16 protein-coding genes and 2 riboswitches are annotated in these 25,474 nt (G+C 66.7%); of the genes, 8 read left to right on the top strand and 8 right to left on the bottom strand.

Features of this window, described 5'->3' with window-relative positions; genetic code table 11:
• Positions 1–90: 90 nt before the first annotated feature.
• The 6 genes from IM660_RS01565 to IM660_RS01540 form a co-directional block, all read right to left on the bottom strand.
• Positions 91–2,043 (bottom strand): glycosyl hydrolase 2 galactose-binding domain-containing protein, encoded by a 1,953-nt coding sequence (locus IM660_RS01565; protein WP_193497699.1) that lies wholly within the window; start codon positions 2,041–2,043, stop codon positions 91–93.
• A 40-nt stretch (positions 2,044–2,083) separates the two neighbouring features.
• Entirely contained in the window at positions 2,084–3,583 is a 1,500-nt protein-coding gene (locus IM660_RS01560) for an ABC transporter substrate-binding protein (protein WP_193497698.1), read from the bottom strand.
• A gap of 68 nt (positions 3,584–3,651) precedes the next feature.
• Positions 3,652–4,491, bottom strand: a complete 840-nt coding sequence (locus IM660_RS01555) for a carbohydrate ABC transporter permease (protein ID WP_193497697.1) — start codon at positions 4,489–4,491, stop codon at positions 3,652–3,654.
• A gap of 115 nt (positions 4,492–4,606) precedes the next feature.
• Positions 4,607–5,476 (bottom strand): ABC transporter permease, encoded by an 870-nt coding sequence (locus IM660_RS01550; protein ID WP_210769053.1) that lies wholly within the window; start codon positions 5,474–5,476, stop codon positions 4,607–4,609.
• Positions 5,477–5,677: 201 nt separating this feature from the next.
• Entirely contained in the window at positions 5,678–6,676 is a 999-nt protein-coding gene (locus IM660_RS01545; protein WP_193497696.1) for a LacI family DNA-binding transcriptional regulator, read from the bottom strand.
• Positions 6,677–6,760: 84 nt separating this feature from the next.
• The gene (locus IM660_RS01540) at positions 6,761–8,752 is read right to left on the bottom strand and encodes a PfkB family carbohydrate kinase (RefSeq protein ID WP_193497695.1); all 1,992 of its coding nucleotides are present in this window, start codon (positions 8,750–8,752) and stop codon (positions 6,761–6,763) included.
• 129 nt (positions 8,753–8,881) lie between these two features.
• Here IM660_RS01540 and IM660_RS01535 point away from each other — a divergent pair, with 129 nt between their 5' ends.
• From IM660_RS01535 to IM660_RS01520, 4 genes are read left to right on the top strand one after another with little or no spacing between them, the layout of a single operon-like run.
• Entirely contained in the window at positions 8,882–9,724 is an 843-nt protein-coding gene (locus IM660_RS01535) for a class I fructose-bisphosphate aldolase (RefSeq protein WP_193497694.1), read from the top strand.
• Positions 9,721–10,890, top strand: a complete 1,170-nt coding sequence (locus IM660_RS01530) for a Gfo/Idh/MocA family protein (protein ID WP_193497693.1) — start codon at positions 9,721–9,723, stop codon at positions 10,888–10,890. Before IM660_RS01535 ends, IM660_RS01530 begins: the two co-directional genes overlap by 4 nt.
• 20 nt (positions 10,891–10,910) lie before the next feature.
• The gene (locus IM660_RS01525) at positions 10,911–13,280 is read left to right on the top strand and encodes a glycoside hydrolase family 38 N-terminal domain-containing protein (RefSeq protein WP_193497692.1); all 2,370 of its coding nucleotides are present in this window, start codon (positions 10,911–10,913) and stop codon (positions 13,278–13,280) included.
• A gap of 12 nt (positions 13,281–13,292) precedes the next feature.
• A complete protein-coding gene (locus tag IM660_RS01520; RefSeq protein ID WP_193497691.1) occupies positions 13,293–14,264 on the top strand; it encodes an acetylxylan esterase in 972 nt (323 codons plus the stop codon).
• A 78-nt stretch (positions 14,265–14,342) separates the two neighbouring features.
• On the opposite strand, the gene IM660_RS01515 is transcribed toward IM660_RS01520, so the two are convergent.
• Together IM660_RS01515 and IM660_RS01510 are read right to left on the bottom strand one after the other, a co-directional pair.
• The gene (locus tag IM660_RS01515; RefSeq protein WP_193497690.1) at positions 14,343–17,426 is read right to left on the bottom strand and encodes a hypothetical protein; all 3,084 of its coding nucleotides are present in this window, start codon (positions 17,424–17,426) and stop codon (positions 14,343–14,345) included.
• Positions 17,427–17,708: 282 nt separating this feature from the next.
• Complete coding sequence (locus IM660_RS01510) at positions 17,709–21,176, bottom strand: hypothetical protein (protein WP_193497689.1); 3,468 nt, start codon at positions 21,174–21,176, stop codon at positions 17,709–17,711.
• Between the two features lie 299 nt (positions 21,177–21,475).
• On the opposite strand from IM660_RS01510, the gene IM660_RS01505 reads away from it, so the two are divergent.
• From IM660_RS01505 to gcvH, 4 genes are all read left to right on the top strand, one after another.
• Positions 21,476–21,910: a hypothetical protein gene (locus IM660_RS01505; protein ID WP_193497688.1), complete on the top strand. Its 435-nt coding sequence runs from the start codon at positions 21,476–21,478 to the stop codon at positions 21,908–21,910.
• A gap of 149 nt (positions 21,911–22,059) precedes the next feature.
• Positions 22,060–22,150, top strand: a riboswitch (glycine riboswitch).
• Positions 22,151–22,254, top strand: a riboswitch (glycine riboswitch). It begins immediately after the preceding riboswitch.
• Between the two features lie 41 nt (positions 22,255–22,295).
• Positions 22,296–23,729: an L-serine ammonia-lyase gene (locus tag IM660_RS01500; protein WP_193497687.1), complete on the top strand. Its 1,434-nt coding sequence runs from the start codon at positions 22,296–22,298 to the stop codon at positions 23,727–23,729.
• Between the two features lie 14 nt (positions 23,730–23,743).
• On the top strand, positions 23,744–25,084 hold the full coding sequence (locus IM660_RS01495; RefSeq protein ID WP_425503852.1) for a glycine cleavage system aminomethyltransferase GcvT: 1,341 nt from the start codon (positions 23,744–23,746) through the stop codon (positions 25,082–25,084).
• Positions 25,081–25,464 (top strand): glycine cleavage system protein GcvH, encoded by a 384-nt coding sequence (gene gcvH / locus IM660_RS01490; protein WP_193497686.1) that lies wholly within the window; start codon positions 25,081–25,083, stop codon positions 25,462–25,464. Before IM660_RS01495 ends, gcvH begins: the two co-directional genes overlap by 4 nt.
• The last annotated feature ends 10 nt before the right edge of the window (positions 25,465–25,474 follow it).

The raw sequence follows: 25,474 nt of genomic DNA, 5'->3' as shown, positions 1-25,474 counted from the left end.
CTTGGTGCGGTCATACCAATCGGTGGGCCCTGAGCGACTGGCCGTGCGACCGGGGCCGCTGGGCACGGGGAATGCGTGAGGGCCGCTGACTCAGTCCGTGAAGACCTCACCCAGTGCGCGCGCGGCTGGCTTCGGCTCGCCGTCATAGTCGAGGAGCGACAGACTCACGGCGCACGGAAAGGTGTCATGGCCGAGCCAGACGAAGAAGCCGGTGCATTGGGGGAACCTGTCCTTGCTGCGCTGCGCCGCGTAGGCAAGCATCTCGGCCTGGCGCACCCGACTTCGCTCGATCCAGTGCGGCAGCTCCGACAGGTCGTGCCCCTCCTCCAACCAGTCGTCGAGCGGCGCCAACCACCATCCGGAGGTGTGGGTCCACAACTGTCGCAACTCTGCCCCCGAGCTCGCCTCGAGCAGCCCGTGCCGTTCCAGCAGGCTCATGGACGATGCGCCGACGACGCCCACCTCGGATCTCATCAGGGCGTCGTCGTGGTCCCAGTACTGTTGCCACTCTTCCTTGGTCCCGGTGAACTCCCAGGGACCGTGCACGTCGTGGTGCAGGCCCAGTCCGAACTCGGCTGCGTCAGCCTCGAAGCGGGGACCGGTCGGGGATGTGGCGATGTATCTGCGCATCGGATCCTCGGCGGCGATCACGCGGCGGAGTGCCCCGAGGGTCGGGTGGTCACTCGTCAGCGGCGAGCCAGGGACCGCGGGTTCGTCCACCCGGGTCAGCTCGTTCCCGCCGCCCCACAGCGCGAGGCACGCGTGGTGCCCGATGCGCTGCACGTAGCTCTCAGCGACTCTCACCAGATCGGTGATGAACTCCGGATCGCTCGGCGGCTCGTTGTCCAGACCAGAGGAGCACAGCGGGAACTCCTGCCAGACCAGCAGCCCCAGCTCGTCACACAGGTCATAGAAGATGGGGCGTTCGAGGCCCGCCCCTCCCCACACCCGGACCATCGCGAAACCCAGTTCCCGATACTGCTGCAGCCGGAGCCGATAGTCGGCCTCGGTGACATCGGCGTAGTCCGGCCGGATCGGCACCCAGTTGACCCCGGCGAGGAACATGGGTGTGCCGTTCACCGAACAGAGCCAGGTGTCAGCGTCGGCCGGGGCCCCCTCGGGCGAGGACCAGGAGACGTTCCGGAAGCCCAGGCGCTGGACCGTCTCGTCGAGGGTCAAGCCGCCGCCGGAAACAAGGCGCACGCGACACTCGTACAACGGCTGCTCGCCACGACCAGCCAGCTCCCAGCGATCGGCCGGCACGTCGACGCGCAGATCGAGTGCAGGTGCCGGGCCCGTGCCGACGACCTCGCCGTCGAGCAGCACCTCGACGGTGGCACTGCCCTCCGCGGCCCTGGAGCCCACGGCACGGGCCGCGACCTCCAGGACCGCCGTCTCACGGGAGACATCGACGTCACCCCGAGCGCTGACGACAAGCCGCGCGCCCTCCCGTGGCCGCTGCTCGAGCCGGACCCGGCCCGGGATCCCCGCCGAAACCATCCGAGGAGTCCAGTCCCAGCCGTAACTGAAACGCGGCTTGAATGCCCGGATCCGGGAGGTCCACCCGTTCTGCGCCAGACCATCCGGCGCTGCGGTGAGGATGATCCGTAGCGTCCGTTCGCCGTCCTCGTACGGCTCGGTCAGGTCGAACTCATGAGGGACGAAGCTGCCTTGGAACCGCCCGACTTCCCGATCGCCGAGCAGAACTGCCCCGGCATAGTCGAGCTCGGCACAGTGCAGCCACAGTTGTGCCTCACCGTCGTGGCCGCCGAGTAGCCCGTCGGGCAACTGCCGTCGGATCTCCCAGTCGCGGTGCTCAACCCACTCCGCGTCCCGGGATTGCAGACCGATCGTCGGATCCGCGATGACGCCGGCACTGAGCAGCGCGCCACGGACCGAGCCCGGGATCGGCATCGCCACCGGGGCCACGTCCGGGTTGGCCACCTTGTCCGCCGCCGGCGTCCTCGCCAGCTCCCAGTCGTTGCGACGCCAGCCGAGGAGCGTCCAGTCCTCGCCGTCGAGCCAGATGGTGCTGAGCATCATGTCCTATCGGGGTGGGGTCGTGGGTCCGGTTCCGGCGCGATCAGGAGCCAGCGAGATAGTCGGTGGCCTGACGGCGGTACTCCTCGACGACTGTCTCGTAGCCGGCGTCTTCCATCGCGCTGCGCGCTTCGTCGAGCCCCGGCTGGACGTCCTTGACACCGGCGTACAGCGGAAGGACGTACTCGTCGAAGACGGCGTTGACTTGCGCCTGCTCTGAGGCCACTGCGGAGGAGTCGAAATAGAAGCCTGCGAGGTGGTCGGCCGTGAAGTTCTCGAAGTCGCGGGTCCACTCCACCCATGCGCGGTCGCTCTCGACCGCGCCGGCCAGACCGCGCTCGAGCGGCGTGCGCCACGACATCGCGAACGCGGGGAACGAATAGCCGCTGATCTGTTCGTAGGAGTGTTCGCCTGTCGCCTCCCAGTCCTCTCCCTCGATGCCGTACGAGAGCAGGTCGTGGTTCTCCTGGACAGAGAGCCAATCCATCATCTCGAAAACCTCCTCCAACGTCTCGGCATAGGCGGGCACGACCATGTTGTTCGCCGCCTGGAAGGTGGCCGGGATGACGGCGTCCAGGCCGGCCGTGAAGGGGAAGACCTGGGCGATCGCTGCTCCCTCGACGTTGTCGGCGACGGGTCCGAAGGTGGGGCTGGTGAGGCCGTCTGCACCGGCAGTGGTCGAGGCGTACCTTCCCTGGGCGAATAGGCTGCGGACCGCGCTCATGTCGAGGGTCAGCGCGTCCTCGTTCAGGATGCCGTCGAGGTAGTACTGCCGCATGCGATCGAGCGACTCGAGGATGTCCGGCTGCTCCCAGAACGGCACCGGGGTCAGGTCCGACCCCTCGAAGTGGGTGCCGAGCAGCTGGACGCACTTGGCCGGGTCGTCCCACGACTGCGCATTGAACAGCGCGACCGGGTTGGGCACCACGGTGTTGTTCACATATCCTGCGTCGAGCCCGAAGGGGATGAGATCGGGATCCTTCTGCTTGACGTCATAGAGGAACTTCTCGAGAGTCTCGTAGTCGGTGATCTCACCGATGCCGTACTTGTCGGCCAAGTCCTGGCGGATCACGAACCCGGGCGGACTGGTGAAGTTCGCGACCAGCGGGATCGTGTAGAGGCTCCCCTGGTACTTGGCGTACTCCACCATGCGCTCATCGATCGTGGCGTTGAGGTTCTCGAACCGGCCGCTCTCCCAGAGCTCTGTCATGTCCGCGAGTGCCCCGTCGGACAGGAGCTGTGCCAGGTTCAGCCACGTCGCCTCGAGGGCCGAGTCGAACGGCTCCTGCGTGGTGAACTTCAGCATCTCCTGCTCGGAGTAGTTCGTCCAGGAGATGAACTCGGGGTCCAACCTCAGACCGGTATCGGCCTCGAGCTTGGTGTTGACGGCGGCGAGCACTTCGGTCCACCGCTGCGGGACGTCCCCCGGTAGCAGCGACTTCAGCGTGGCGGCTCCGGAAGAGCTGTCACCGGAGCCGGACTGGCATCCGGCAAGTGCGGCGACCAGGCCGGCGCCACCCAGCGCGAACGAGCCCTGGAGCATCCGGCGACGGCTGACGGATGAGGCGAGAGGGTGTACCACGGGTCTTCCAATCTGTAGGGGAAGCGTCATCAGCCCTTGGTCGCACCGAGCGTGAGCCCGGTGACGAAGAAGCGCTGGATGAAGGGGTAGGCGAGGATGATCGGGCCGATCGTCACGACGGTCAGCGCCATCCTCAACTGATAGACGGGCGCGGAGACGCCCGAGGTCGGCTGCAGCGCCTGTGCTGCATTGAGATTGCCGATCATGTTCTGCAGCAGGAGCTGCAGTGGTCGTAGATCTGGGTCGTTGATGAACAGCAGCGGGAAGAACCACTCGTTCCAATAGGCCACGGCATAGAAGAGCGCGATCACCGCCACGATCGGTGTGGCAATCGGGAGCACGATCGAGAAGAACGCCCGAAGTTCGTTGGCGCCATCGATCCGCGCAGACTCCAGCACGGCCTCGGGGATGTCCCGGAAGAAGGCCATCGCCACGAACACCAGGAACGGTGAGACGAGGAGGGGCAGGATGACCGCCCAGTAGGTGTTGCGCAGATGCAGTACTTGCGTGACCAGGATGTACAGCGGAACAAGGCCGCCGTTGAAGAGCATCGGGATGTATACGACGACCATGAAGCGTCGCGCCATCGCCGTCCGGCGCGAGATGACCCATCCCATCCCGAGCGTGGCGATCACTGCGCCCGCTGTACCGACCACTGTGATGACCAGCGTGGCGAGATAGGCGTTGATGAGAGTGTCGTTCCCGGAGAACAGGGCCTTGTAGGCCTCCAACGAGAAGTCCGAGGGCCACAGGCTGAATCCCGTTTGGACCAACGTACGTTCCGCCGTCAGGGAGGACGCGAGGATGATCCAGAGCGGAATCACGCAGGCCAAGGCGTACACCGTCACGGCGACGGTGCTGACGCCCACGAACGGGTCTCCCCGTAGGGCGCGCCGCAGGGGGCCAGCCCGTCGCGACGATGGTGACGCGGGTGAGGGATCTGCGGGCGTGGAAGTGTTCCTCGTAACAGTGGCGGTCATGACCTCACAACCCTCCTGACTTTCGGCTGATACGGCGTGCGATGAGCGCCGTTGTCGCAATGAGCACGAAGCCCACGACGGACTGGAAGAGACCGACGGCCGCCGTCATGCCGAGGTCGCCACTGGTGCGCAGCGCACGGAACACGAAGGTGTCGATCACGTCCGTGGTCTCGAAGAGGGTGCCGTTGTCGCCGATGATCGCGTAGATCGTGCCGAAATCACCCATGAAGATGCGGCCGATCTGCAGGACCAGCAGGATGACGGTCACCGGCAGGATCAGCGGCATCGTGACGCGCACCGCGATCTTCCAGCGAGAGGCACCGTCAAGGACCGCCGCCTCATAGACATCCGTAGGAATCGCGGTCATGGCCGCCAAATAGATGATCGACGTGTAGCCCGCCATCTGCCAGATCTTGACGACGGTCAGGATCCACGGCCACGCACCGGGCTCGGTGTACCAGGAGACGGGTGAGATACCGAAGCCGTCCAGGAGCCCGTTGACCATCCCGCCACTGCCACCGAAGCCGGACAGGAACGCCTGCAGCATCACACTGATGACGATCGGGGAGATGAAGTACGGGAGGAACACCACGGACTGGGCAGTCCGCTTGAGCAGCCGCAGCCGAACCTCGTTGATCATGATCGCCAGCGCCATGCCGGAGATGAGCGTCCCGCCGATGAAGAGTGCGTTCAACATCAGCGTGTTACGCACGACTCGGGCCGCGTTGCCGGATTCGAAGAAGAAGCGGAAGTTCTCCAGACCGTTCCAGGGACTGCCGAGAATCCCGTCAACGATGCTGAAATCCTTGAACGCGACAATCACACCGACCATGGGGCCGTAGCTGAACACGGCAAAGAACGCGAGGGCCGGCACGGCCAGGATCAGGATGCTCTTGTCACTGCGGACCGCCCGTGACCGGGGGCGACTCCTGGTCCGTCGCGGCTTCCGCGCAGAGGCTTCGATCAACACGGTGAGACCTACCGCCCATCTCTCTCGAAACAACGTTGTTTCGTAGAACGGTACCCGGTTCTCGACATCTTGACAACCATGTCAACCCGAGAGCTATCGCCAGAGCTACCTGGCCGCCCGCTCCGAACCTCGCCGACGCAGGGCGACGGGCAGCACGGTCGTGAGTGCGGCGGGTTCATCCCCGTCGATCAGGGTGAGCAAGGTCTGTGCCGCAATCGCACCCATCCGCGCGATGTCATGGCTGACGACAGTCGTGGCCGGCGACGTCAGCTCAGCCGATTCGAAGTCGTCGAATCCGATGAGCGGCACGCGCTCGCCACGAGCGCGGAACGCGCGCAGCGCACCGATCGACGCGCGGTTGTTGGCAGCGAACACGGCGTCGGCACCTTGGTCGGCCAGCAGTCGCTCCACGGCCTGTTCCGCTTGCTCGTCGGTGTGCACACCGTGGTCGACCAGTGCGGGGTCAGCAGCGATACCGGCAGCCTGGAGCGCCGACTCATAGCCTTGGCGCCGTTCGGCCATGGTCGAGATGAGTTCGGAGTCGCCGACGAAGGCGATGCGCGTGGCACCCTCCTGCACGAGCAGCTCGACCGCGCGCGCCGCACCTGCGGCGTTATCCGCGAGCACGGTGTATCCGCCGCCCTCGGGAGCCGGCCGGTCCACGAGCACCCGTGGCGGCAGCGGGGGTGGCAAGTCGGCCCAGGAACGCCCGCCGGTGTACGGAGGCACGATGATCAACCCGTCCACCCGCTGCTCGAGCATGCGGTCGACGAGCTCATCGTTACGCGTGGCGTCTTCATCCGAGCTGGCCGTTGTCAGGATGTACCCACGTGCGTGCACCTCCCGCTCGACTCCTCTCGCCAGTGTGGAGTAGTACGGGTTTCCCAGGTCACCGATGATCAGCCCGAGCATCCTGCTGGTCCACCCCGGGCGGATGCTGGCAGCTGCAAGATTGCGCCGGTAACCGAGCGTTTGGACCGCCTCGCGGATGCGCTCGGCCAATTCCGGATTGATGTTCGTGGCGCCGTTGACGTACCGCGAGACGGTCTTCAAAGACACAGACGCCGCTTCGGCCACGTCGATCATCGTGGGGCCACGATCCATGGGGCGCCTCCTCGGTGCAGGTCGGCAACACCCTACAATCAGCGCTGCTTCATACCCGCCGGTTCCGTTGCGGGTCCGCGCCCCTCACGGCGGCGGTGGACGCAGCACGACCACGCGACCGGTGCCGGCCAGCCAGGGCGCTGCAACGTAGGCCGGCACCAATGCCGACCTTCCACCGGCCACCGACGTGGGCGTCCCACCGGTTCCGCCGATCTGTACGTCCCCCTCCAGACCCACGACGATGCAGTACCCGGTGGGCAAGTCCGTCACCCCGGCGACCGAGATCACCTCGAGCCGGAAGTAGTGCTCGGCTTCCTCGGGCAGGCACGCACCTCCGGCTGGGGCCATGACGAGTTCGCCGAGGCGGTCGGTCGTCATTGCCGTCAGGTCGACCGCTTCCAGGGCGCGATCGAAACCTAGACCCAGGTGGCCGTGTGCGGCACCGTCCAGATCGAAGTCCCGCCATTCCAGCAAGATGGACAGATCTTCTGGCTCCTGCACCTCCACCAGAAGGATCCCCTCCCCGATCGCGTGCAGCACGCCGGGAGGAACGTAGACGCAGTCGCCCGGCTGCACCGCAATCTCGTGCAGGAGGCCGAGCATGGTCTCGGCGTCCTGGCGCGCGACGAGGTCAGCCATCTCCTCCTGGCGGACCGGCTCACGCAGGCCGAGATGCACGGTGCCGGGGGTCAGGATGTACCAGGCCTCCGCCTTGCCGTGAGCAGTGCCGACCTCCCGTCGGGCGAACGCGCCGTCGGGATGGGCATGGACCGGCAGGCGCTGCCCGGCGTCGAGAAGCTTCACCAGCAGCTTCGTGTCCTCACCGAAGCGGGCCACGTGCTCCGCACCCAGCCAGTGTTCCGGTTGCGCCGCGATGGCCTCGCGCAGGATCGTCCCGTCCGGAAGGCGAGTGAGACCGGTCGGCTCGTCGCCACGGACCTCCACGGTCGAGGCCACCCAGTCCTCCGGGGTGTAGTCGTCCGCGTGCGCCTGGCCGCGGAAGCCTGCAATCTGTGCACCCCCGCGATAGAACCGGGCCGGCGGTTGGTTGGCCGTGATCTCGATCGCGCCCAGCGCCGCCAGCTCCGGGCACAGCTGAGCGATGGCATCCGCTCCCGGATCCTGGCCGGAGACGACCGCCGCCGCAACGGCGGCCATCAGCGCCGCTGCCCTGGAGGGGTCCAGTTCGACGGAGAGTGCGTAGAGCAGCGCAGCACTCACAGCATCACCGGCACCATTCGTGGTCACCACTCGATCAACGGGCACGGCCCGCTGGTGCAGCGATGTGCTAGCCCAGGCATCGGCCAGCGGCGCAAGGGCGGCGCCACCTGCGCGCAGGCGCGCACGATCGCCGGCCCGTAGCGTCAGGCCGTTCTCGCCGTCGGAGACGGCGACCACACCCGCCCCCCACTCCACCAACCGCTTCGCAAAGGACGATGCCAGTTGTTCGCCGTCGGGCAGGATCGACCGCAAGTCGGCCAAACTGGGGGAGAGCACATCACACTCGGCCGCCAGGGCCGGGAGCAGGCGCTCCCAGTCGGGCCCGCTCGCGCGATCCGCCGGACTCACAACGGCGAAGTCGACCGAGGTCGTCACGCCCTGCTGCCGGGCGTCGCGCAGCAGCGCAAGCAGCGGCTCACCATCGTCGACGACCAGCCCGGGCAGTAATGACGGGTAGCCGAGGTGCAGCAGATCGATGCCAGAGAGGTCCAGTGCACCTGCGCCGAACGCGGCGTTGGCGCCCACGTGGTGCCAGAACGCCCGGTCCTGCCCGCCAGGCTCGAGCACAAGACTGTACGAGGTCGTCGACGGCACCTGAACGAGATCAGCCTGCAGCAGCGGACCGACCATCCGCCTGCGCAGCACATCGGCGAGGTCGTCATCTCCGACGACGGCACATGCGCGCACCGGGTGCCCGAGATGCTGCAACGTTCGGGCAGCATTGGCGACGCTTCCTCCGAGTGAGACCTCGATCGGTCCGACCTCGACGAGCGATCCTGGCGCCAGCCCGCCATGCGGTAACTGCCGGGGGACAAGGTCGAGGCACACGTGCCCAGCGACGGCAACTCTGCGCATGCTGCGGTTCCTTTGTTCAGGTAGACAACGTTGTTTCGCAGCACTACTCTGGCACACGGCTGGCCATATCGCACCTATCGACATCGTGGCGTTCAGCCGCGATCCCCCGACGACGGACAAGGACCGCACGTGACTGCCTATCGCCTCAACCGGCTGTTTCATCCGACTTCCGGCCGCGCGCTCGACGTGGCCGTAGACCACGGCTTCTTCGGTGAACCCTCATTCCTGGCCGGAATCACCGACATGCCAGCAACCGTGGAAACTCTGGTGGACGCGGCTCCCGACGCCGTTCAGCTGACCATGGGGCAGGCCCCACTGCTGCAGCGCATCCCGAAACGGGACAAACCGGCGCTGGTGATGCGCACCGATGTCGCGAACGTGTACGGCAACCCGCTGGACGAGCACCTGTTCAGCCATCACGTCCCGAACGCGATCGAGGTCGCGGTCCGCCTTGACGCCGTGGCGGTGTGCGTCAACCTGATGCAGCTGCCCGGCCGCCCGGAGATCCGTGAGGCCAACATCCGGTCGATCATGGCGCTGCGAGAGGAAGCCACTCGGTTCGGTATGCCGCTGATGATCGAACCACTGGTCATGCAGGACAACGCGACCGCCGGAGGCTACATGGTGGACGGCGATATCGACCGGATTACCACACTCGTTCGGCAGGCGGTCGAGCTCGGTGCCGACCTGATCAAGGCCGACCCGTCCGAGGACATCACCGAGTACGAGCGGGTGATCGAGGTGGCCGGTGAGGTTCCTGTGCTCGTGCGCGGCGGCGGTCGCGTGGATGACCGGACACTGCTGGAGCGCACCCATGCCGTGCTGCGAGCCGGCGCGCGAGGCATCGTCTACGGGCGCAACATCATTCAGCACCGGACTCCCGCGGGGATCACGGCGGCACTGATGGCTACGGTGCACTCCGATGCCAGTGTCGACGAGGCGCTGGCGATCATCGAGGAGCACGCCCGATGAGCGGTGTCGATGTGCGGATCGGGATCATCGGAGGCGGATTGATGGGGCGCGAGCTCGCCGCCGCTCTCGGGCGATGGCCGGCGTTGATCGACCACCCAGTGCGACCGCGCCTGACCGCGGTCTGCGACATCCGGCCCGAGGCCCTGGAGTGGTTCCGGCAGATCGACACGGTCACTCAACTCACCACCGACTATCACGAGATGCTCGCCTCGGACGAGATCGACGTCGTCTACGTGGCCGTCCGGCACGACCTGCACGAAGCCATATACACGGACGTCATCGCTGCCGGGAAGGACCTTCTGGCCGAGAAGCCGTTCGGGATCGACGCCCCGGCAGCCGAGAGCATCCTGCGCGCCTGCGCCGAGCACCCCGGCGTCTTCGTGCGCTGCTCCAGCGAGATGCCCTACTTCCCCGGTGCCCAGCTCGCCTATCGGATGATCGCCTCGGGGGAGCTCGGCCGGATCGTCTCGGCTCGTAGCGCCTTTCTGCACTCCAGCGACCTGGACGTGACCAAGGCCATCAACTGGAAGCGCCAAGTCGCCACGTGCGGTGCGGCGGGGGTCATGAACGACCTCGGTCTGCACGCCTGGCACGTGCCACTGCGGCTCGGGTGGGCTCCGCGTACGGTCTACGCCGATCTCGAGAACATCGTCACCGAACGACCCGGGCCGGATGGCGTTCCCGTTCCCTGCGACACGTGGGACAACGCGGTGTTGCACTGCCGTGTCGACTCCGGCGAGTACTCCTTCCCGATGACTGTGGAGACCAAGCGGATCGATCCGGGCGAGAAGAACACCTGGCTCCTCGAGGTGGTCGGCATGGAAGGTGGCGTACGTTTCAGCACCAAGAACCCCAAGCGGGTGGAGATCTTCGCAAAGATCCCGCTCTCCGGTGGTGGCAGCGAGCAGGCCTGGCAGCAGATCGACGCCGGCAGCCAGTCGGCCTGGCCGACCGTCACGGGCGGGATCTTCGAGTTCGGTTTCTCCGATGCGATCCTGCAGATGTGGGCCTGCTTCCTGGCCGAACGTACCGGCGAACTCGGGCCCCGGTTCGCGACCGCGCACCCCAGGGAAGCGGCAGCCACGCACCGGCTGGCAGTCGCTGCCCTGGCGTCACATGAAGGGGGCCGGGCCGTCTCACTCGCGGCGGAGCCGGCCCTCGCCTGACGTTCGAAAGGCTCTCGATGATGCGTTCGACCGCGCGCCCACTCACGGTCCACCTGATCCCGCACTCGCACACTGACCTGGGCTACACCTCCCCTCGTGCCGAGGTGGCTCGTGCTCACGCGGACTTTCTGCGCGAGGTGGTCCGGGCGTGCCGGTCGACGCCGACTTATCGCTGGCAGATGGAGAACTTCTGGCAGTTGGAGCAGTTTCTCGCGACTGCCGGCAGCGAGCAGGTCGACGAGCTAGCCGCACTGCTCCGGTCGGGTCAGGTCGGCGGGTCGGCCAGCTACCTCAACCTGACGGAGGTGATCGACGCCGTCACGCTGGACTCGGTCACGGCCCGCGCCACCGACTGGTTCGCCGCTCACGCTCAACCGCTGCGTACCGCGCTGACGGCCGACATCAACGGCTACTCCTGGGGATATGCCGACATCCTGGCCCGGCACGGCGTGCAGCACCTGTTCTCGAGCATTCACGCTCACCACGGACTCGCGCCGGGCGGCCGTGACCAGCGCGCATTCTGGTGGGAGGGACCGACGGGTGGCCGGGTGCTCGCCTGGGTCGCACCGCACTACCAACTCGGCAACGATCTCGGGTTCTGCCCCCGCGGGGCGATGAGCTACACGATCAGAGACGCCTACGACGGACACGGCGCATCCGCGTCGGCGCAGATGCGCCGGGATCGCATGGCGGACTACCTCGACGGACTCGCCGAACGCGACTACCCGTATTCCGTAGTTCCGGCGTTGATCTCGGGTGCCGCCTCCGACAACGCTCCCCCCGATGTTGCACTCGTCGACGCCGTCCGAGACTGGAACGAACGGCATCCGGACGGCGTACAGGTTCGCCTGTCCACCGCCGATGAATTCTTCGACGCACTCCGGGACGAGCCGGCGTTTGGCGACATCCCCACCGAGCGCGGCGACTGGACGGACTGGTGGGCGGACGGCGTCGCCTCGACGCCTCGCGAGCTCCGGGTCGCTCGCGACGCCCAGCGCCGCCTCGAACGATCCCAGGCCCTGGCCGCCATCACCGGCGCGGACATCTTCGCCGACGTCGACGATGCGCAACAACAGCTCGCGATCTACGCCGAGCACACGTGGGGTCACTCCCACTCGGTGCTGATGCCCTGGCTGACCGACGTCGTCGCACAGGACGTCGCGAAGACCTCGGTAGCGGCACAGGCCCATGCGGCTGCGACTGCTGCGCTGACCCGGGCGCGCGCTGCTGGTGGGGAGACGTTCCTGCCCTCGAAGAACGAGCCGTTGCGCTACCGAGCGGTCAACACATCGGCATCGACACTGTCAGTGCTACGCCTGCACATCGATGACTGGCTCTTCACGCGCCTGGGCACGGAGCCGGTCGCCTACCACGAGGGCAGAGCCCTGCGTTGTCAGAGCCGCCCGGTGCCGCGAGGGGTCGAGTTGCTCGTCGAGCTCGAGATGCCCCCGGGCTACGACACGGTCGTGGAGGTGCGTGAAGAGCCGGCACACAGCGGCCAGATCGCCGGGGTGGACCGTGTCGCCGACGTCAGCACGAATGGCGCTGAGGACACTGACGAGCACGTCCTGGAGGGAGCGCGAACCCGCATCGTGCTCGACCCGCATCGTGGGATCGCCGAGGTGGTCGACCTCGCCACCGGTCGCAGCATTCTGCGGGGCACGGGCCAGGCGCCGTTCGCCGCTGTGCACTCGCGATGGCAGAGCGGCTCCGACCCCGTCGGCCCCCGGATGGCGTCCGGGAGGAACAGGACTCCTGCCCAGGCGGCGGTCACCAGTGCCAAGGTCACCGCCGCTAGGGTGACCTCCCGCGGTCCGATTGCCACCAGAGCCGAGCTACAGCTGAGCCTGCCCGGCTTCGAGCACGTCCGGGTCGAGCTCGAGTGCTCGATGATCGAACCGCTGCTGAACGTCTCGGTCAGATGTCGCGCCGCGGGCAGCTGGGAGGCCGAGAACCTCCTCCTCCCCCTGCCGTTCGGGCCGGACGGCGCCGGGACGCTGTGGGTCGAGAAGACCGGCGCGCTGCTACGCCCGGCGATCGATCAGATCCACGGCACGTTGCAGGACTACCTGCTCCTCCAGCGAGGTTTCGTGCAGGAGGCCGGCGGTTACGCGGTCGCCGTCGCCACTCCGGACACACCGTTAATCTCTCTCGGTGGTATCGACCACCGAGCGATCCGATTGAACGACGGCCCGGACCAGCAGGCGAATCAGCGCGAGGTTGCCGCATGGGCCCTGAACACGACGTGGGAGACGAACTTCCGGGCCGACGTCAGCGGCTTCCACGAGTTCCGGTTTCATGTTGCCTGGGGCGAGATGGGTGCCACCGACGCGCTGGAGCGTGCCTGCGCCCTCGGGGCGGGCCCGGAGACCTTCCGTGTGAACAGTTAGGAACCGCTCACCATGCCCCAGACCGATCTGACGCTGGATGAGCTCTGGTCCTACCGTCCCCAGGTTTCCCGGCCCGCCGACTTCGACCAGTTCTGGTCCTCGACGCTGCAGGAGTCGCGAGCACTGGCGCGGCAGACCGTGGTGTCCCGGGCTGAGACTCCTCTCACCGAGCTGGCGGCATGGGACGTGACGTTCTCGGGTTTCGGCGGCGACCCGATCAAGGCATGGCTGCTGCACCCGAGCGGGCCGGGCCCATTCCCCACAGTGGTCGAGTTCATCGGCTACGGGGGCGGGCGCGGATGGGCCGGCGACCGGCTGGGCTGGGCCGCCAGCGGCTTTGCCCATCTGGTCATGGACACGCGAGGACAGGGCAGCGCGTGGCCGAACGGCGGCCCCGGCGCCACACCCGATCCCCATGGCAGCCGCCCGGCAGCGGGTGGCTTCCTCTCCCGCGGGATCGACGATCCGACAACGAGCTACTACCGGCGGCTCTACACCGACGCCGTCCTGCTCGTCGAGGCGGCTGCGCAACTGGACGTCGTCAACCCCGCGCGGATCGCCGTCACCGGCACGAGCCAAGGCGGTGGGGTCGCGCTCGCAGCGGCCGGGTTGTCCACACTGGTCCGCGCCGCGTTGCCCGATGTGCCCTTCCTGTGCCATCTCGAGCGCTACCTGCAACTGGCCTCAGCCGACGCTGCCGGCGAACTCCGTCAGTATCTGTCCGTTCACCGCGACTCCACCCCCCAGGTGCTGCGCACGCTGTCCTATCTCGACGGCGTCTCCTTCGCCTCCTCGGTGCGGGCTCCGGTCCTGATGTCGGTCGCCTTGATGGATGACATCTCGATGCCGTCGACCGTCTTTGCCGCCTACCACCAGCTGGAGAGCGCGGACAAGGAGATGGCGGTCTACCCATACAACGGCCACGAAGGCGGCGGCACCACCCATTGGGTACGCCAGGTGAAGTGGTTGCGCAGCCGCCTGTGATAACCACCGCCTGAGGGGCGTGCAGACACAGTTCCGGCGACGGTCCCGCGGTGGGGCCGGATCGACGCCGGAACGTGCTCAGCTGCGAGCGGTCACCACTTGGTGACGAGCAAGCAGGACCAGCCCGCCGAGAAGCAGGGCGCACAGCGCCGCCAGCGCAAGCGGCAGCACCCCGGCTCCAGTGTCGGCCAGTCCGTCGCGGCCGCCGGTGCTGTCCCCACCGAGGGTGGGCGTCTCGGACACGCTTTCCTCCGAGTCAGGCCCAGCACCGGGATCTGTCGTGCCCGGGTCCGTCGGGTCGGTTGGATCCGTCGGGTCGGGATCGGTGCCACCCTCACACTCGGCGGGAAGGGCGATGGTGGAGCCGATCGCGACTCCGGTGATGGTGTTGCATCCCTCGGTCGACGCAACAGCGCTATCGGAGAAGACCACTTCCTGAGCCGCGGCATCAGCAGCCACATTCAGCTCCAGGCCACGATAGGCAATGCCGGTCAGGCCACCCTCGACTCCTGGAGCTAGCAAGGCGTGGGGCTCTCCCAGGTCCATCCGGTACCCGTTGTTGAGCCAGACGGCGTCGATGACGGAAGCCAGGCCGAAGATCGAGGGGCGCACGCCCATCGGGACGGGGCCGGATTCGGACGGGTTGTAGGCCTCTGCGAAGGACCCGCTGGCGACGATGTCGCGCAGCAGGGTGCTGGTGAGCGTCTGCGCCGCCTGCGCCCGACCGTGATCGAACAGCGCGTACGCGGTGAATGACAGGCTCGTGTACTTCACGCCGGCGAAGCCGGCGAGCTGCTCGTCCGGCCGGTAGACCGAGTCGAAGAACGACTCGAGGGTCGCGTGTCGTTCGTCGTCGAGTCCCTCCAGGTGCATCGAACTCAGCGTCTGGAGATCGTGCAACTCGTCGCCAAAGCATGCTCCGAGGACGTCGCACTCGGGGTCGCCCGGGATGTACCACCGCGCCGGGAGCTCATCAGGGGACTCCCAGAAATCCTCCTGGTATCCGGTGAGGAGCTCCGCGCGCAGGTCCGCCAGCATGGTGATGTCCTCGGTGTGGCCCAGGACCTCGGCGATCTGGATGCCGTAATCGACATCCACGATCAACGAGGTGACGAACTCGGAGTCTCGCTCGCCGGGGTGGTCGTAGGCGCCGTAAATCCAGCGGGGGTTCTCGGCCTGCCACTGCAGCAACCGGATCAGCGAGTCGTAGCTGGTCGCCAACTCGTTCTCGTCCCCGGTCATCGCATACAGCACCCACGCGGCCTGAGCCTTGCGGCTGGGCAAACTCTCCCCACCCAACGTTCCCTCAGCATCGACCAAGGACATCAAGCCGTTGTAGGAGTCCCACGCCGCTTCCGGGTCGATATAGGCCAGGAACTGGACGCCGATGAAGCTCTCCCACGCCGCCGCCGATCGTGCCCCGTCGGCCCCGTGGTTCCACATCGAGGGCTTACCGGTCGCCACCGTGCGATAGGCGAACCCAGTCTCGGGCTGAGGCGGCAACACGTTGGAATACAACGCCACGAACGCCCGGTAGTACGCACTGCGGACCTGCTCATCGGTGAGTCCGCGATCGTCAGACACTCCCAGTAGGGAGAAGTCATCCGGGTGCGGCACCCCAGCCAACGCCTCGGCCCAGAACTCGACCAGGTCCGCGCGAGCATCCGCCGCAGAAGTCCCGGCGGCCTCCACCGCGCGTGCCACCGCCTCCTCGGTGTCATCGACGGAGAAGCCCGCACCGATGCGCACCTGCGCGGCCGATGCCGGCACCGATGCCGCCCAGACACCCATCCGGGACGTCGGCTCAGTCGACGCAGGCCCACCGACCTCGAACTCTTCGAGCGATTCGAAGAAGGACACGTCCCCGAGTCCAGGAAGCGCGACCGCATAGCTGACGTTCTCGTCCTCGACAGTGATCACACCGGCACCCGTATCGACGTCGACAGCCCCGACGAAGCTACCGGCTACCCGCAGCACGTCTCCCTCAGCAGAAGCCTGTTCGATCGTGATCTCACGCACCATCGAGTCCAAGCCGACCATGGTGTCTGCGCCCTGGACGACAGTTCCGCCGGGGTAGGTCGCGGAGAAGTCCAGCGAGGCCGGGGACCAGAAGTTCTCGTACTCATCAGCACCGTGGACCCACTGCTGACCCTGCGCCGCACTCACCAAGCGCACACTGTCCACCACGATCTGCGCGCCACCACCAACAGCGAACAACTTGATCGTGAACGATGTCGAGCCCGACCAGCCGGTCGCGGCAACAACATCGAAGCTATGCACACCGGACTCGTTCGAACCCGCCTCCAGATCGATATCCGCACCACCACCAGCGCTCACCTTCAACGCCCAGTCCCCGGACGTGCTCGGCAACGCCAGCCGCAACACCGGGAACTCATCCAGATCCACATCGACCCCGCGCTGAATCGCGCCATAGCCGTACTGGTTCTCCGGCAACACCGACAACGTCAACGCACCATCAGCAACCTCAGCGCCCATACCCGCGCCAACATCCCACTCCAACGTCTCGGAAGTGAAGTTGTCGACGAAACCAGCCTGCTGGCCCTGCAACCGCAGACTGTCCATCTGGATCTGCGCATCACCACCGACCGCGAAGAACTTGATCGTGAACGTCTGCTCACCACCCCACCACGTGATCGAGCTCAGGTCGAAACTGTGCACACCCCCAGCAGAAGAACCCGGCTGAACCTCGATATCCACATCAGCACCATCATTGAGCTTCAACGCCCACTGCCCACTCACCGACGGCAACGCCACCCGCAGCACCGGCGTCACATCCATGTCCACCGTCACCTCACGAGCCATCGCAGGCCACGGAACCGGCGAATCAGGCAACACCGACAGGTGCGCCACACCATCAACGATGCTCACGTCCAGACCGGGTTCGGGCACCCACTCATCCGAAAACTCATCAAACTCATCAGCAAACCCGACCTCGATCCCACTCGGATCATCAGCCAACACCGGCGGATCCCCAGCAGCCCCCTCGAACAACTCGAAGAAGTCAGGCATCGTGACCGCCTCATCATGGGCGTAATACCCCGCACCCAACGGCATCGACGGCCCCGTGTTCTGCTCAACCTCCGACTCCGGCAAATAGAAGTTCTGCGGATTCAACACCAACCGAGACTCCGGCAAACTCATCGACCGCTGCTGATCCGGACCACTCAACCCCAGATCCAACGGATCAACCACAGACTCGGCCGCAGCACCTGAAACCGGCCCCGCAACCACCACCCCCACCACAAGCACCCCAGGCATCAACACTGCAGAGAGTCTCCGCATCAGGAACTCTCCCTCCTGCCACAACAGCGTGGCTCGACCAACGATGGGAACGACAGCGGGCTTGCCCGCAGGGCAAGCCCGTGAGCAGCACGTGCTCCGGCGTCGATCCGGCCAGGAGGGTCGGATCGACGCCGGAACTGCTCAGTTGCGAGCGATGACCGTTCGGTGCCGGACGACCAGCACCAGGCCACCGAGCAGCAGCGCGCTCAGTGCCACCAGGGCAAGGTGCACACCACCGGCTCCGGTGTCGGCCAGCCCGTCGTGATCGCTGGTGCCGTCCCCGCCAGTGGTCGGCACCTCGACGATCTCCAGCGGTGCCCAGCCGATCAGTGACCCATCGTTGGCCTGAACGACGACCTTGTGGTCGCCGAGGCTGGCATCGGCCGCGATGGTGACGCTGATCGTCCCGCCGGCAGACACCGTTCCCGAGACCAGCAGCGTCGGGTCCGACTGCAGCCAGACATGGACGCGCTCGCCGGCCGCGCTCGGGACACCGACCTCGATCGTCTCGCCCCGATGAGCCGTGGCGGGCACGTTCACCTCGCCGCGAGTGTCGTCGGTCAAGTCTTCCTCCGAAGCGGGCTCGGGCCCGGTTCCAGGATCGGACGGATCCGGGTCCGTCGGGTCGGTCGGGTCCGGATCGGTACCACCCTCGCATTCGGTGGGAAGGGGGACGGTGGAGCCGATTGCGACTCCGGTGATGGTGTTGCATCCCTCGGTCGACGCGACAGCGCTACCGGAGAAGACCACTTCCTGAGCAGCAGCATCCGCAGCTACGTTCAGCTCCTGACCTCGATAGGCAATGCCCTGCACGGCACCGTCGACCTCAGGAGTCACGACCGCATGCGGTGTACCCAGATCCATCCGGTATCCATTGTTGATCCAGACCGAGTCGATCACCGCTGCCAGGCCGAAGATCGACGGCCGCACCCCCACCGGGATCGCGCCCTCCGGCGACGGGTTGTAGGCCTCCGCGAAGGACCCGCTGCTGATGATCTCTCGCAGTACAGCATTGACCAAGGTCTCCGCCTGCCCGGCCTCACCGTTCTCCAGCAGCCCATACAGCGTGTACGACATGTTGGTGTACTTCACGTCGGCGAAGCCGGCGAACTGCTCGTCCGGATCGTAGGACGCGTCCACGAACGCCTTCAGTGCGCCGATTCGCTCGTCGTCCAAACCGTCCACATGCAGTGCCATAGCGGTCTGGAAGAGGTTGCCGTAACACCCGCCGCGAGGACCGCAGCTCGGGTCACCGGGGAAGTAGTACTGCCGCGGTGGGCTCTGAGTCGGCGTGTCCCAGTAGTGGTCTTCGTATCCGGTGAGGAGCTCCGCGCGCAGGTCCGCCAGCATGGTGATGTCCTCGGTGTGGCCCAGGACCTCAGCGATCTGGATACCGAAGTCGACGTCCACGATCAGCGAGGTGACGAACTCAGCATCCCGCTCGCCGGGGTGGTCGTAGGCGCCGTAGACCCAGCGGGGGTTCTCGGCCTGCCACTGCAGCAACCGGATCAGCGAGTCGTAGCTGGTCGCCAACTCGTTCTCGTCCCCGGTCATCGCATACAGCACCCACGCGGCCTGAGCCTTGCGGCTGGGCAAACTCTCCCCACCCAACGTTCCCTCAGCATCGACCAAGGACATCAAGCCGTTGTAGGAGTCCCACGCCGCTTCCGGGTCGATATAGGCCAGGAACTGGACGCCGATGAAGCTCTCCCACGCCGCCGCCGATCGCGCCCCGTCCGCCCCGTGATTCCACATCGAGGGCTTACCGGTCGCCACCGTGCGATAGGCGAACCCAGTCTCGGGCTGAGGCGGCAACACGTTGGAATACAACGCCACGAACGCCCGGTAATACGCACTGCGCACCTCCTGTGCGCTCACGCCCCCGTCCTCGGGCAACGCGCGCAGGTCGAAGTCATCCGGGTGCGGCACCCCAGCCAACGCCTCGGCCCAGAAGTCAACGAGTTCTTGACGAGCGTCAGCCACCGGCGTACTCGCCGCCTCCTGCGCACGAGTCACTGCCTCCGCCATATCGTCGACGGAGAACCCAGCGCCGATCCGCACCGACGAAGCGCCCGGATCAACAGCAGCCACCCAGACGCCCATCCGGGACGTGGGTTCACTCGATGCGGGACCCCCGGCGAGCATCTCGTCACGAGACTCGAAGAAGAACACCTCATCCAGACCCGGCATCGCGATCGCATACCGCATGTGGTCGCCGACCACGGTGAGCACGCCCGCCTGTGCGTCAACGCTCACCGACCCGACGAAGGATCCACCCACGCGGAGCACCTGGCCATCACCGGCCGATTCGTCAATCTCCAGCTCACGCACGATGCCATCGTGACCGACCATGGTGTCTGCGCCCTGGACGACAGTTCCGCCGGGGTAGGTCGCGGAGAAGTCCAGCGAGGCCGGGGACCAGAAGTTCTCGTACTCATCAGCACCGTGGACCCACTGCTGACCCTGCGCCGCACTCACCAAGCGCACACTGTCCACCACGATCTGCGCGCCACCACCAACAGCGAACAACTTGATCGTGAACGATGTCGAGCCCGACCAGCCGGTCGCGGCAACAACATCAAAGCTATGCACACCGGACTCGTTCGAACCCGCCTCCAGATCGATATCCGCACCACCACCAGCGCTCACCTTCAACGCCCAGTCCCCGGACGTGCTCGGCAACGCCAGCCGCAACACCGGGAACTCATCCAGATCCACATCGACCCCGCGCTGAATCGCGCCATAGCCGTACTGGTTCTCCGGCAACACCGACAACGTCAACGCACCATCAGCAACCTCAGCGCCCATACCCGCGCCAACATCCCACTCCAACGTCTCGGAAGTGAAGTTGTCGACGAAACCAGCCTGCTGGCCCTGCAACCGCAGACTGTCCATCTGGATCTGCGCATCACCACCGACCGCGAAGAACTTGATCGTGAACGTCTGCTCACCACCCCACCCCGTGATCGAGCTCAGGTCGAAACTGTGCACACCCCCAGCAGAAGAACCCGGCTGAACCTCGATATCCACATCAGCACCATCATTGAGCTTCAACGCCCACTGCCCACTCACCGACGGCAACGCCACCCGCAGCACCGGCGTCACATCCATGTCCACCGTCACCTCACGAGCCATCGCAGGCCACGGAACCGGCGAATCAGGCAACACCGACAGGTGCGCCACACCATCAACGATGCTCACGTCCAGACCGGGTTCGGGCACCCACTCATCCGAAAACTCATCAAACTCATCAGCAAACCCGACCTCGATCCCACTCGGATCATCAGCCAACACCGGCGGATCCCCAGCAGCCCCCTCGAACAACTCGAAGAAGTCAGGCATCGTGACCGCCTCATCATGGGCGTAATACCCCGCACCCAACGGCATCGACGGCCCCGTGTTCTGCTCAACCTCCGACTCCGGCAAATAGAAGTTCTGCGGATTCAACACCAACCGAGACTCCGGCAAACTCATCGACCGCTGCTGATCCGGACCACTCAACCCCAGATCCAACGGATCAACCACAGACTCGGCCGCAGCACCTGAAACCGGGCCAAGCACGCCCAGCACAAGCGCGCTGGGTAAAAAGACCGCGGAAAACCTCCGCATGGGACTCTCCTCTCTGCCACTTCTTCGTGACGTTGCGCAACGCTGGGACAACGTTGTCTGGCTCCACCATAGTACGGGCTCGACCCCAGGACAAGGAGATGCGCCCGGCGATGGCAATCTCCATGAGAGAGTCCAGGAGCTATGACGGCCTCCATTGCCGAGGGAACGACGCGCAGATCGACGGGCTCAGCGCCAAACAACGCTGTCGGCTTTGAGCACATGATCCGTCAGGTCCACCGGCTCGACGGTCGACTGCGCGGAGTCGCTAGAATCTGCGCCACGCACGAGCGGAGGGCCCGATGAGCGCACACCGACCCACCACGCCGGCTCGTCGCGACCAACCCGCTCGGCCCGGTGGCATCACCGCTGTCGCAGTCATGACACTCCTGGGCACCTTCGTCCTCACCCTGCTAGGCGGCGGCCTGCTGGCGCTCGGCAGTGTGGCACCGGAACAGCTGGGACCCCTGGGCGCACACAGCACCACCGTTGTCCCGCTGCTCGGCGGCACTCTCCTGATCGCGGCCGGTCTGTCGATCACCTGCGCCGTCGGGGTCCTCAGGCGCCGGAAGCCCGCGATGTACGGCCTGTTGCTGCTCGGCGCGGTGACGACCTTCGGGTGCGTGCTCGCGCTGGTCTACCAGGTCCTTGGCCCGCAGGTCATCGTGCCGGTGCTGTGGATCGGGGTGGGCAGCGCTCTGCTGTGGCAGCACCGGTCGTGGTTCGACGGAGAGTAGCCGGACGGAACCGACGGTCCTCGGGGCCTCCGTGCCAGATGTGGCACGGAGTCGCTGTGGGCCGTCAGTTGTGTTCGCACGCCATCGCGCCCGACCTGCTGGAGCGCCCCCACCCCCGCTACACTGACCGACACAACATCATCGACCGTCTACCCGCCATGGGAGAACGCCGCATCCCGCGGCTGCCGTAGGAGCAAATCCTCCCGGGAAACTCTCAGGCCCACGCACCGTGGCGGTAGGTCACTCTGGAGAGTGGTGACTGGCTGCGACCAGGGCACCCGCCGACGGGGCAAGCAGACAGCACGATCTGCACAATCTCTCAGGCACAAGACAGAGCGGGAGGAACTCAGGCCGCACCCTGCGCACCCGACCCAGGAGTTCCTCGATGACGTCACCGCCCCCCGCCTACGTGGGCGTCTTCGACCTGTTCACGGTCGGGATCGGCCCGTCCAGTTCGCACACTGTCGGTCCGATGCGCGCCGCCCGCGACTTCACCACCCGGATCGCCGACCCTACCGATGTGGCGAGCCTTGAGGTGGAACTGTTCGGCTCCCTCGCCGCCACCGGGCACGGGCACGGCACCCCGACGGCGGTGCTGCTCGGCCTCGAGGGGTGCGCCCCCGATCAGGTCAGCACCCGTGAGGTCATCGAGCGCTCGGACCGGATCGCCCGCGAGCGCACCGTGCTCCTGGGCGGCACGATCTCGCTGCCCTTCGGCCCCGACCAGATCGTCATGCGTCCGCTCACCGTGCTCGCCCATCACACCAACGCCCTGCGCCTGTGCGCACGCGATGCCGCTGGCCACCAGGTGGCCGAGGAGACTTACTACTCCGTGGGCGGAGGTTTCGTGGTGCGGGAGACTCCCGACGGCGACCCTCAGCCTGTGCGCACCGGTCACCATCCCGAGATGGCCGGCGAGGTGCCGCTCCCGTTCGGAACGGCCGCGGAGCTGCTGGCGCTGTGTACCCGCGAGCGCCTGAGTATCGCCGAGATCGCCCTGCGCAACGAGATCGCCCTGCGCGGCGAGGCGCCTGACCGGGCCGAGGCCGCGGTGCGGGCGGGGGTGCTGCACATCCGCGACGCGATGACCGAGTGCGTCGCGAGCGGGACGGCCGCCTCAGGGGAGCTCCCGGGCGGGCTGAAGGTGCGCCGTCGGGCGCCTGCCTGGGCCGCGCGGCTGCAGGCGGAGGATCCAGACCGTGACCCGGGCTTCGCACAGGAGTGGGTGAATCTGGTGGCCCTGGCGGTGAACGAGGAGAACGCGGCCGGTGGGCGGGTGGTCACAGCACCGACGAATGGCGCGGCCGGGGTGATCCCGGCGGTGCTGGAGTACGCCACGTACTACTCCCCCGCCGTATGCGCCGACGGCGCAGCCCGGGACGACATCGCCGTCACCTTCCTGCTCACGGCGGCTGCGATCGGGTCCTTGTACAAGGCGCGCGCGTCGATCTCCGGCGCCGAGGTGGGCTGCCAGGGCGAGGTGGGATCGGCGTCCTCGATGGCTGCCGGTGGCCTGGCGGCTGTGCTTGGCGGGACGCCGGAACAGGTGGAGAACGCCGCCGAGATCGCGATGGAGCACAATCTCGGGCTGACGTGTGACCCGGTGGGCGGTCTGGTGCAGATTCCGTGTATCGAACGCAACGCAATCGCCGCCGGTAAGGCGGTCAATGCCGCCAAGATGGCCATGTGGGGAGACGGTACGCACCGGGTGTCACTGGACCAGGTGATCGAGACCATGCGGCAGACGGGCAAGGACATGAGTGACAAGTACAAGGAAACTGCCACTGGCGGGCTCGCCGTGAACGTGGTCGAGTGCTGATCGAGGAGGATGGCGTGACCAATTCGACGAGCGATTCCATGGATGGGGCTGACGCTGGAGCCGAGGCGGACGGGGGCGCGCCACGGGAGACGCCGCTGCGGGCCGAGCACGAGGCACTCGGTGCTGCTTTCACGGACTTCGGCGGGTGGTGGATGCCGGTGCGCTACACCTCCGACCGCGCCGAGCACACCGCTGTGCGGGAGGCGGCCGGGCTGTTCGACATCTCCCACATGGGCGAGATCTTCGTGCGCGGATCGCAGGCCGGGGAGTACCTCGACTTCGCGCTCGCCGGGCGGCTCTCGGCGGTGAAGGTCGGGCGCGCGAAGTACACGATGCTGCTCGCCCCCGACGGCGGGATCCTGGACGACCTGGTGGTGTACCGGCTCGAGGAGCAGGAGTTCCTGGTGATCGCCAACGCCGCGAATCGGGAGGTGGTGGCGGCTGAGCTGACCACACGGGCCGACGGTTTCGACGTCACGGTGACCGACGGCTCGGACGACTACGCGCTGCTCGCGCTGCAGGGCCCGCGCGCCGTGACCATCCTCGACGAGGTCGTGGCAGACGGAACGATCTCCGGACTGGGTATGCCCTTGGCCGAGGTGAAGAACTATGCCTGGACCGACGCCAACCTCACCCCCGGTGAGCCGGGCGTCGATAATCGGACGAACACCGACGCCAACCTCACCCCCGGTGAGCCGGGCGTCGATAATCGAGCGAAAACCGACCACAACTTCACCCCCGGTGACCGTGGCGTCGGTGGTGACGGCAGCGCCGGCGGCGGGCACCGCGGCAGCACATCCGGGACGACGCCGCTGCTGCTGGCGCGCACCGGGTACACCGGTGAGGACGGGTTCGAGCTCTACGTCGCCGCCGAGCACGCGGCGTCACTGTGGCGCGCACTGCTGGCAGCAGGTGAGTCTCACGGCCTGGTCCCGGCCGGGCTGGCCGCACGGGACACGCTGCGACTGGAGGCCGGGATGCCGCTGTACGGCCACGAGCTCTCCCGCGACATCGTCCCGGCACAGGCCGGCCTGGGCCGAGTCATCCCCGCCGACAAGCGAGGCTTCATCGGCGAACCGGCCCTGGAGCCGCGCCCGCAGGCGCGAGTCCTGGTGGGATTGGTCGCCGAGGGGCGCCGGGCAGGGCGTGCCGGCTACGCCGTGCGCCAGGGCGACCGGGTGGTCGGCGAGATCACCAGCGGTGCGCTGAGCCCCACTCTCGGGCACCCGATTGCGCTGGCCTACGTGGACTGCGCTGTTGCCGAGGACCCCGAAGCCGACCTGATCATCGACGTGCGCGGGACACCCATCCGCGCGAGGCTGACCACCCCGCCCTTCTACCGGAGAACATCATGACCGACCACCTGACCACCTTGCAGTACACCGCCCAGCACGAGTGGCTGGAGATCACCGACGACATCGCCACGATCGGCATCACCGACTACGCCGCCGAGCAGCTTGGGGACGTCGTCTACGTGGACCTGCCCGACGTCGGCAGCATGCTCACGATCGGCGAGGCCATCGGAGAGATCGAGTCCACCAAGTCCGTCTCCGACCTGTACGCGCCCGTGGCTGGGGAGGTGATCGAGGTCAACGAGGAGGTCGACGCCAACCCTGACCTGGTCAACTCCTCCCCGTTCGAGGACGGGTGGCTGATCAAGGTGCGGGTGACCGACGTCGCCGCCGGACTGCTGGACCGCGACGCCTACCTCGCGATGACGGGGAGCGGTTCTTGAGCGACACAGT

The sequence above is a fragment of the Ruania alkalisoli genome (genome assembly GCF_014960965.1).
In the GTDB taxonomy this organism is placed as follows: domain Bacteria; phylum Actinomycetota; class Actinomycetes; order Actinomycetales; family Beutenbergiaceae; genus Ruania; species Ruania alkalisoli.
This window is presented reverse-complemented; position numbering and strand designations above follow the sequence as displayed.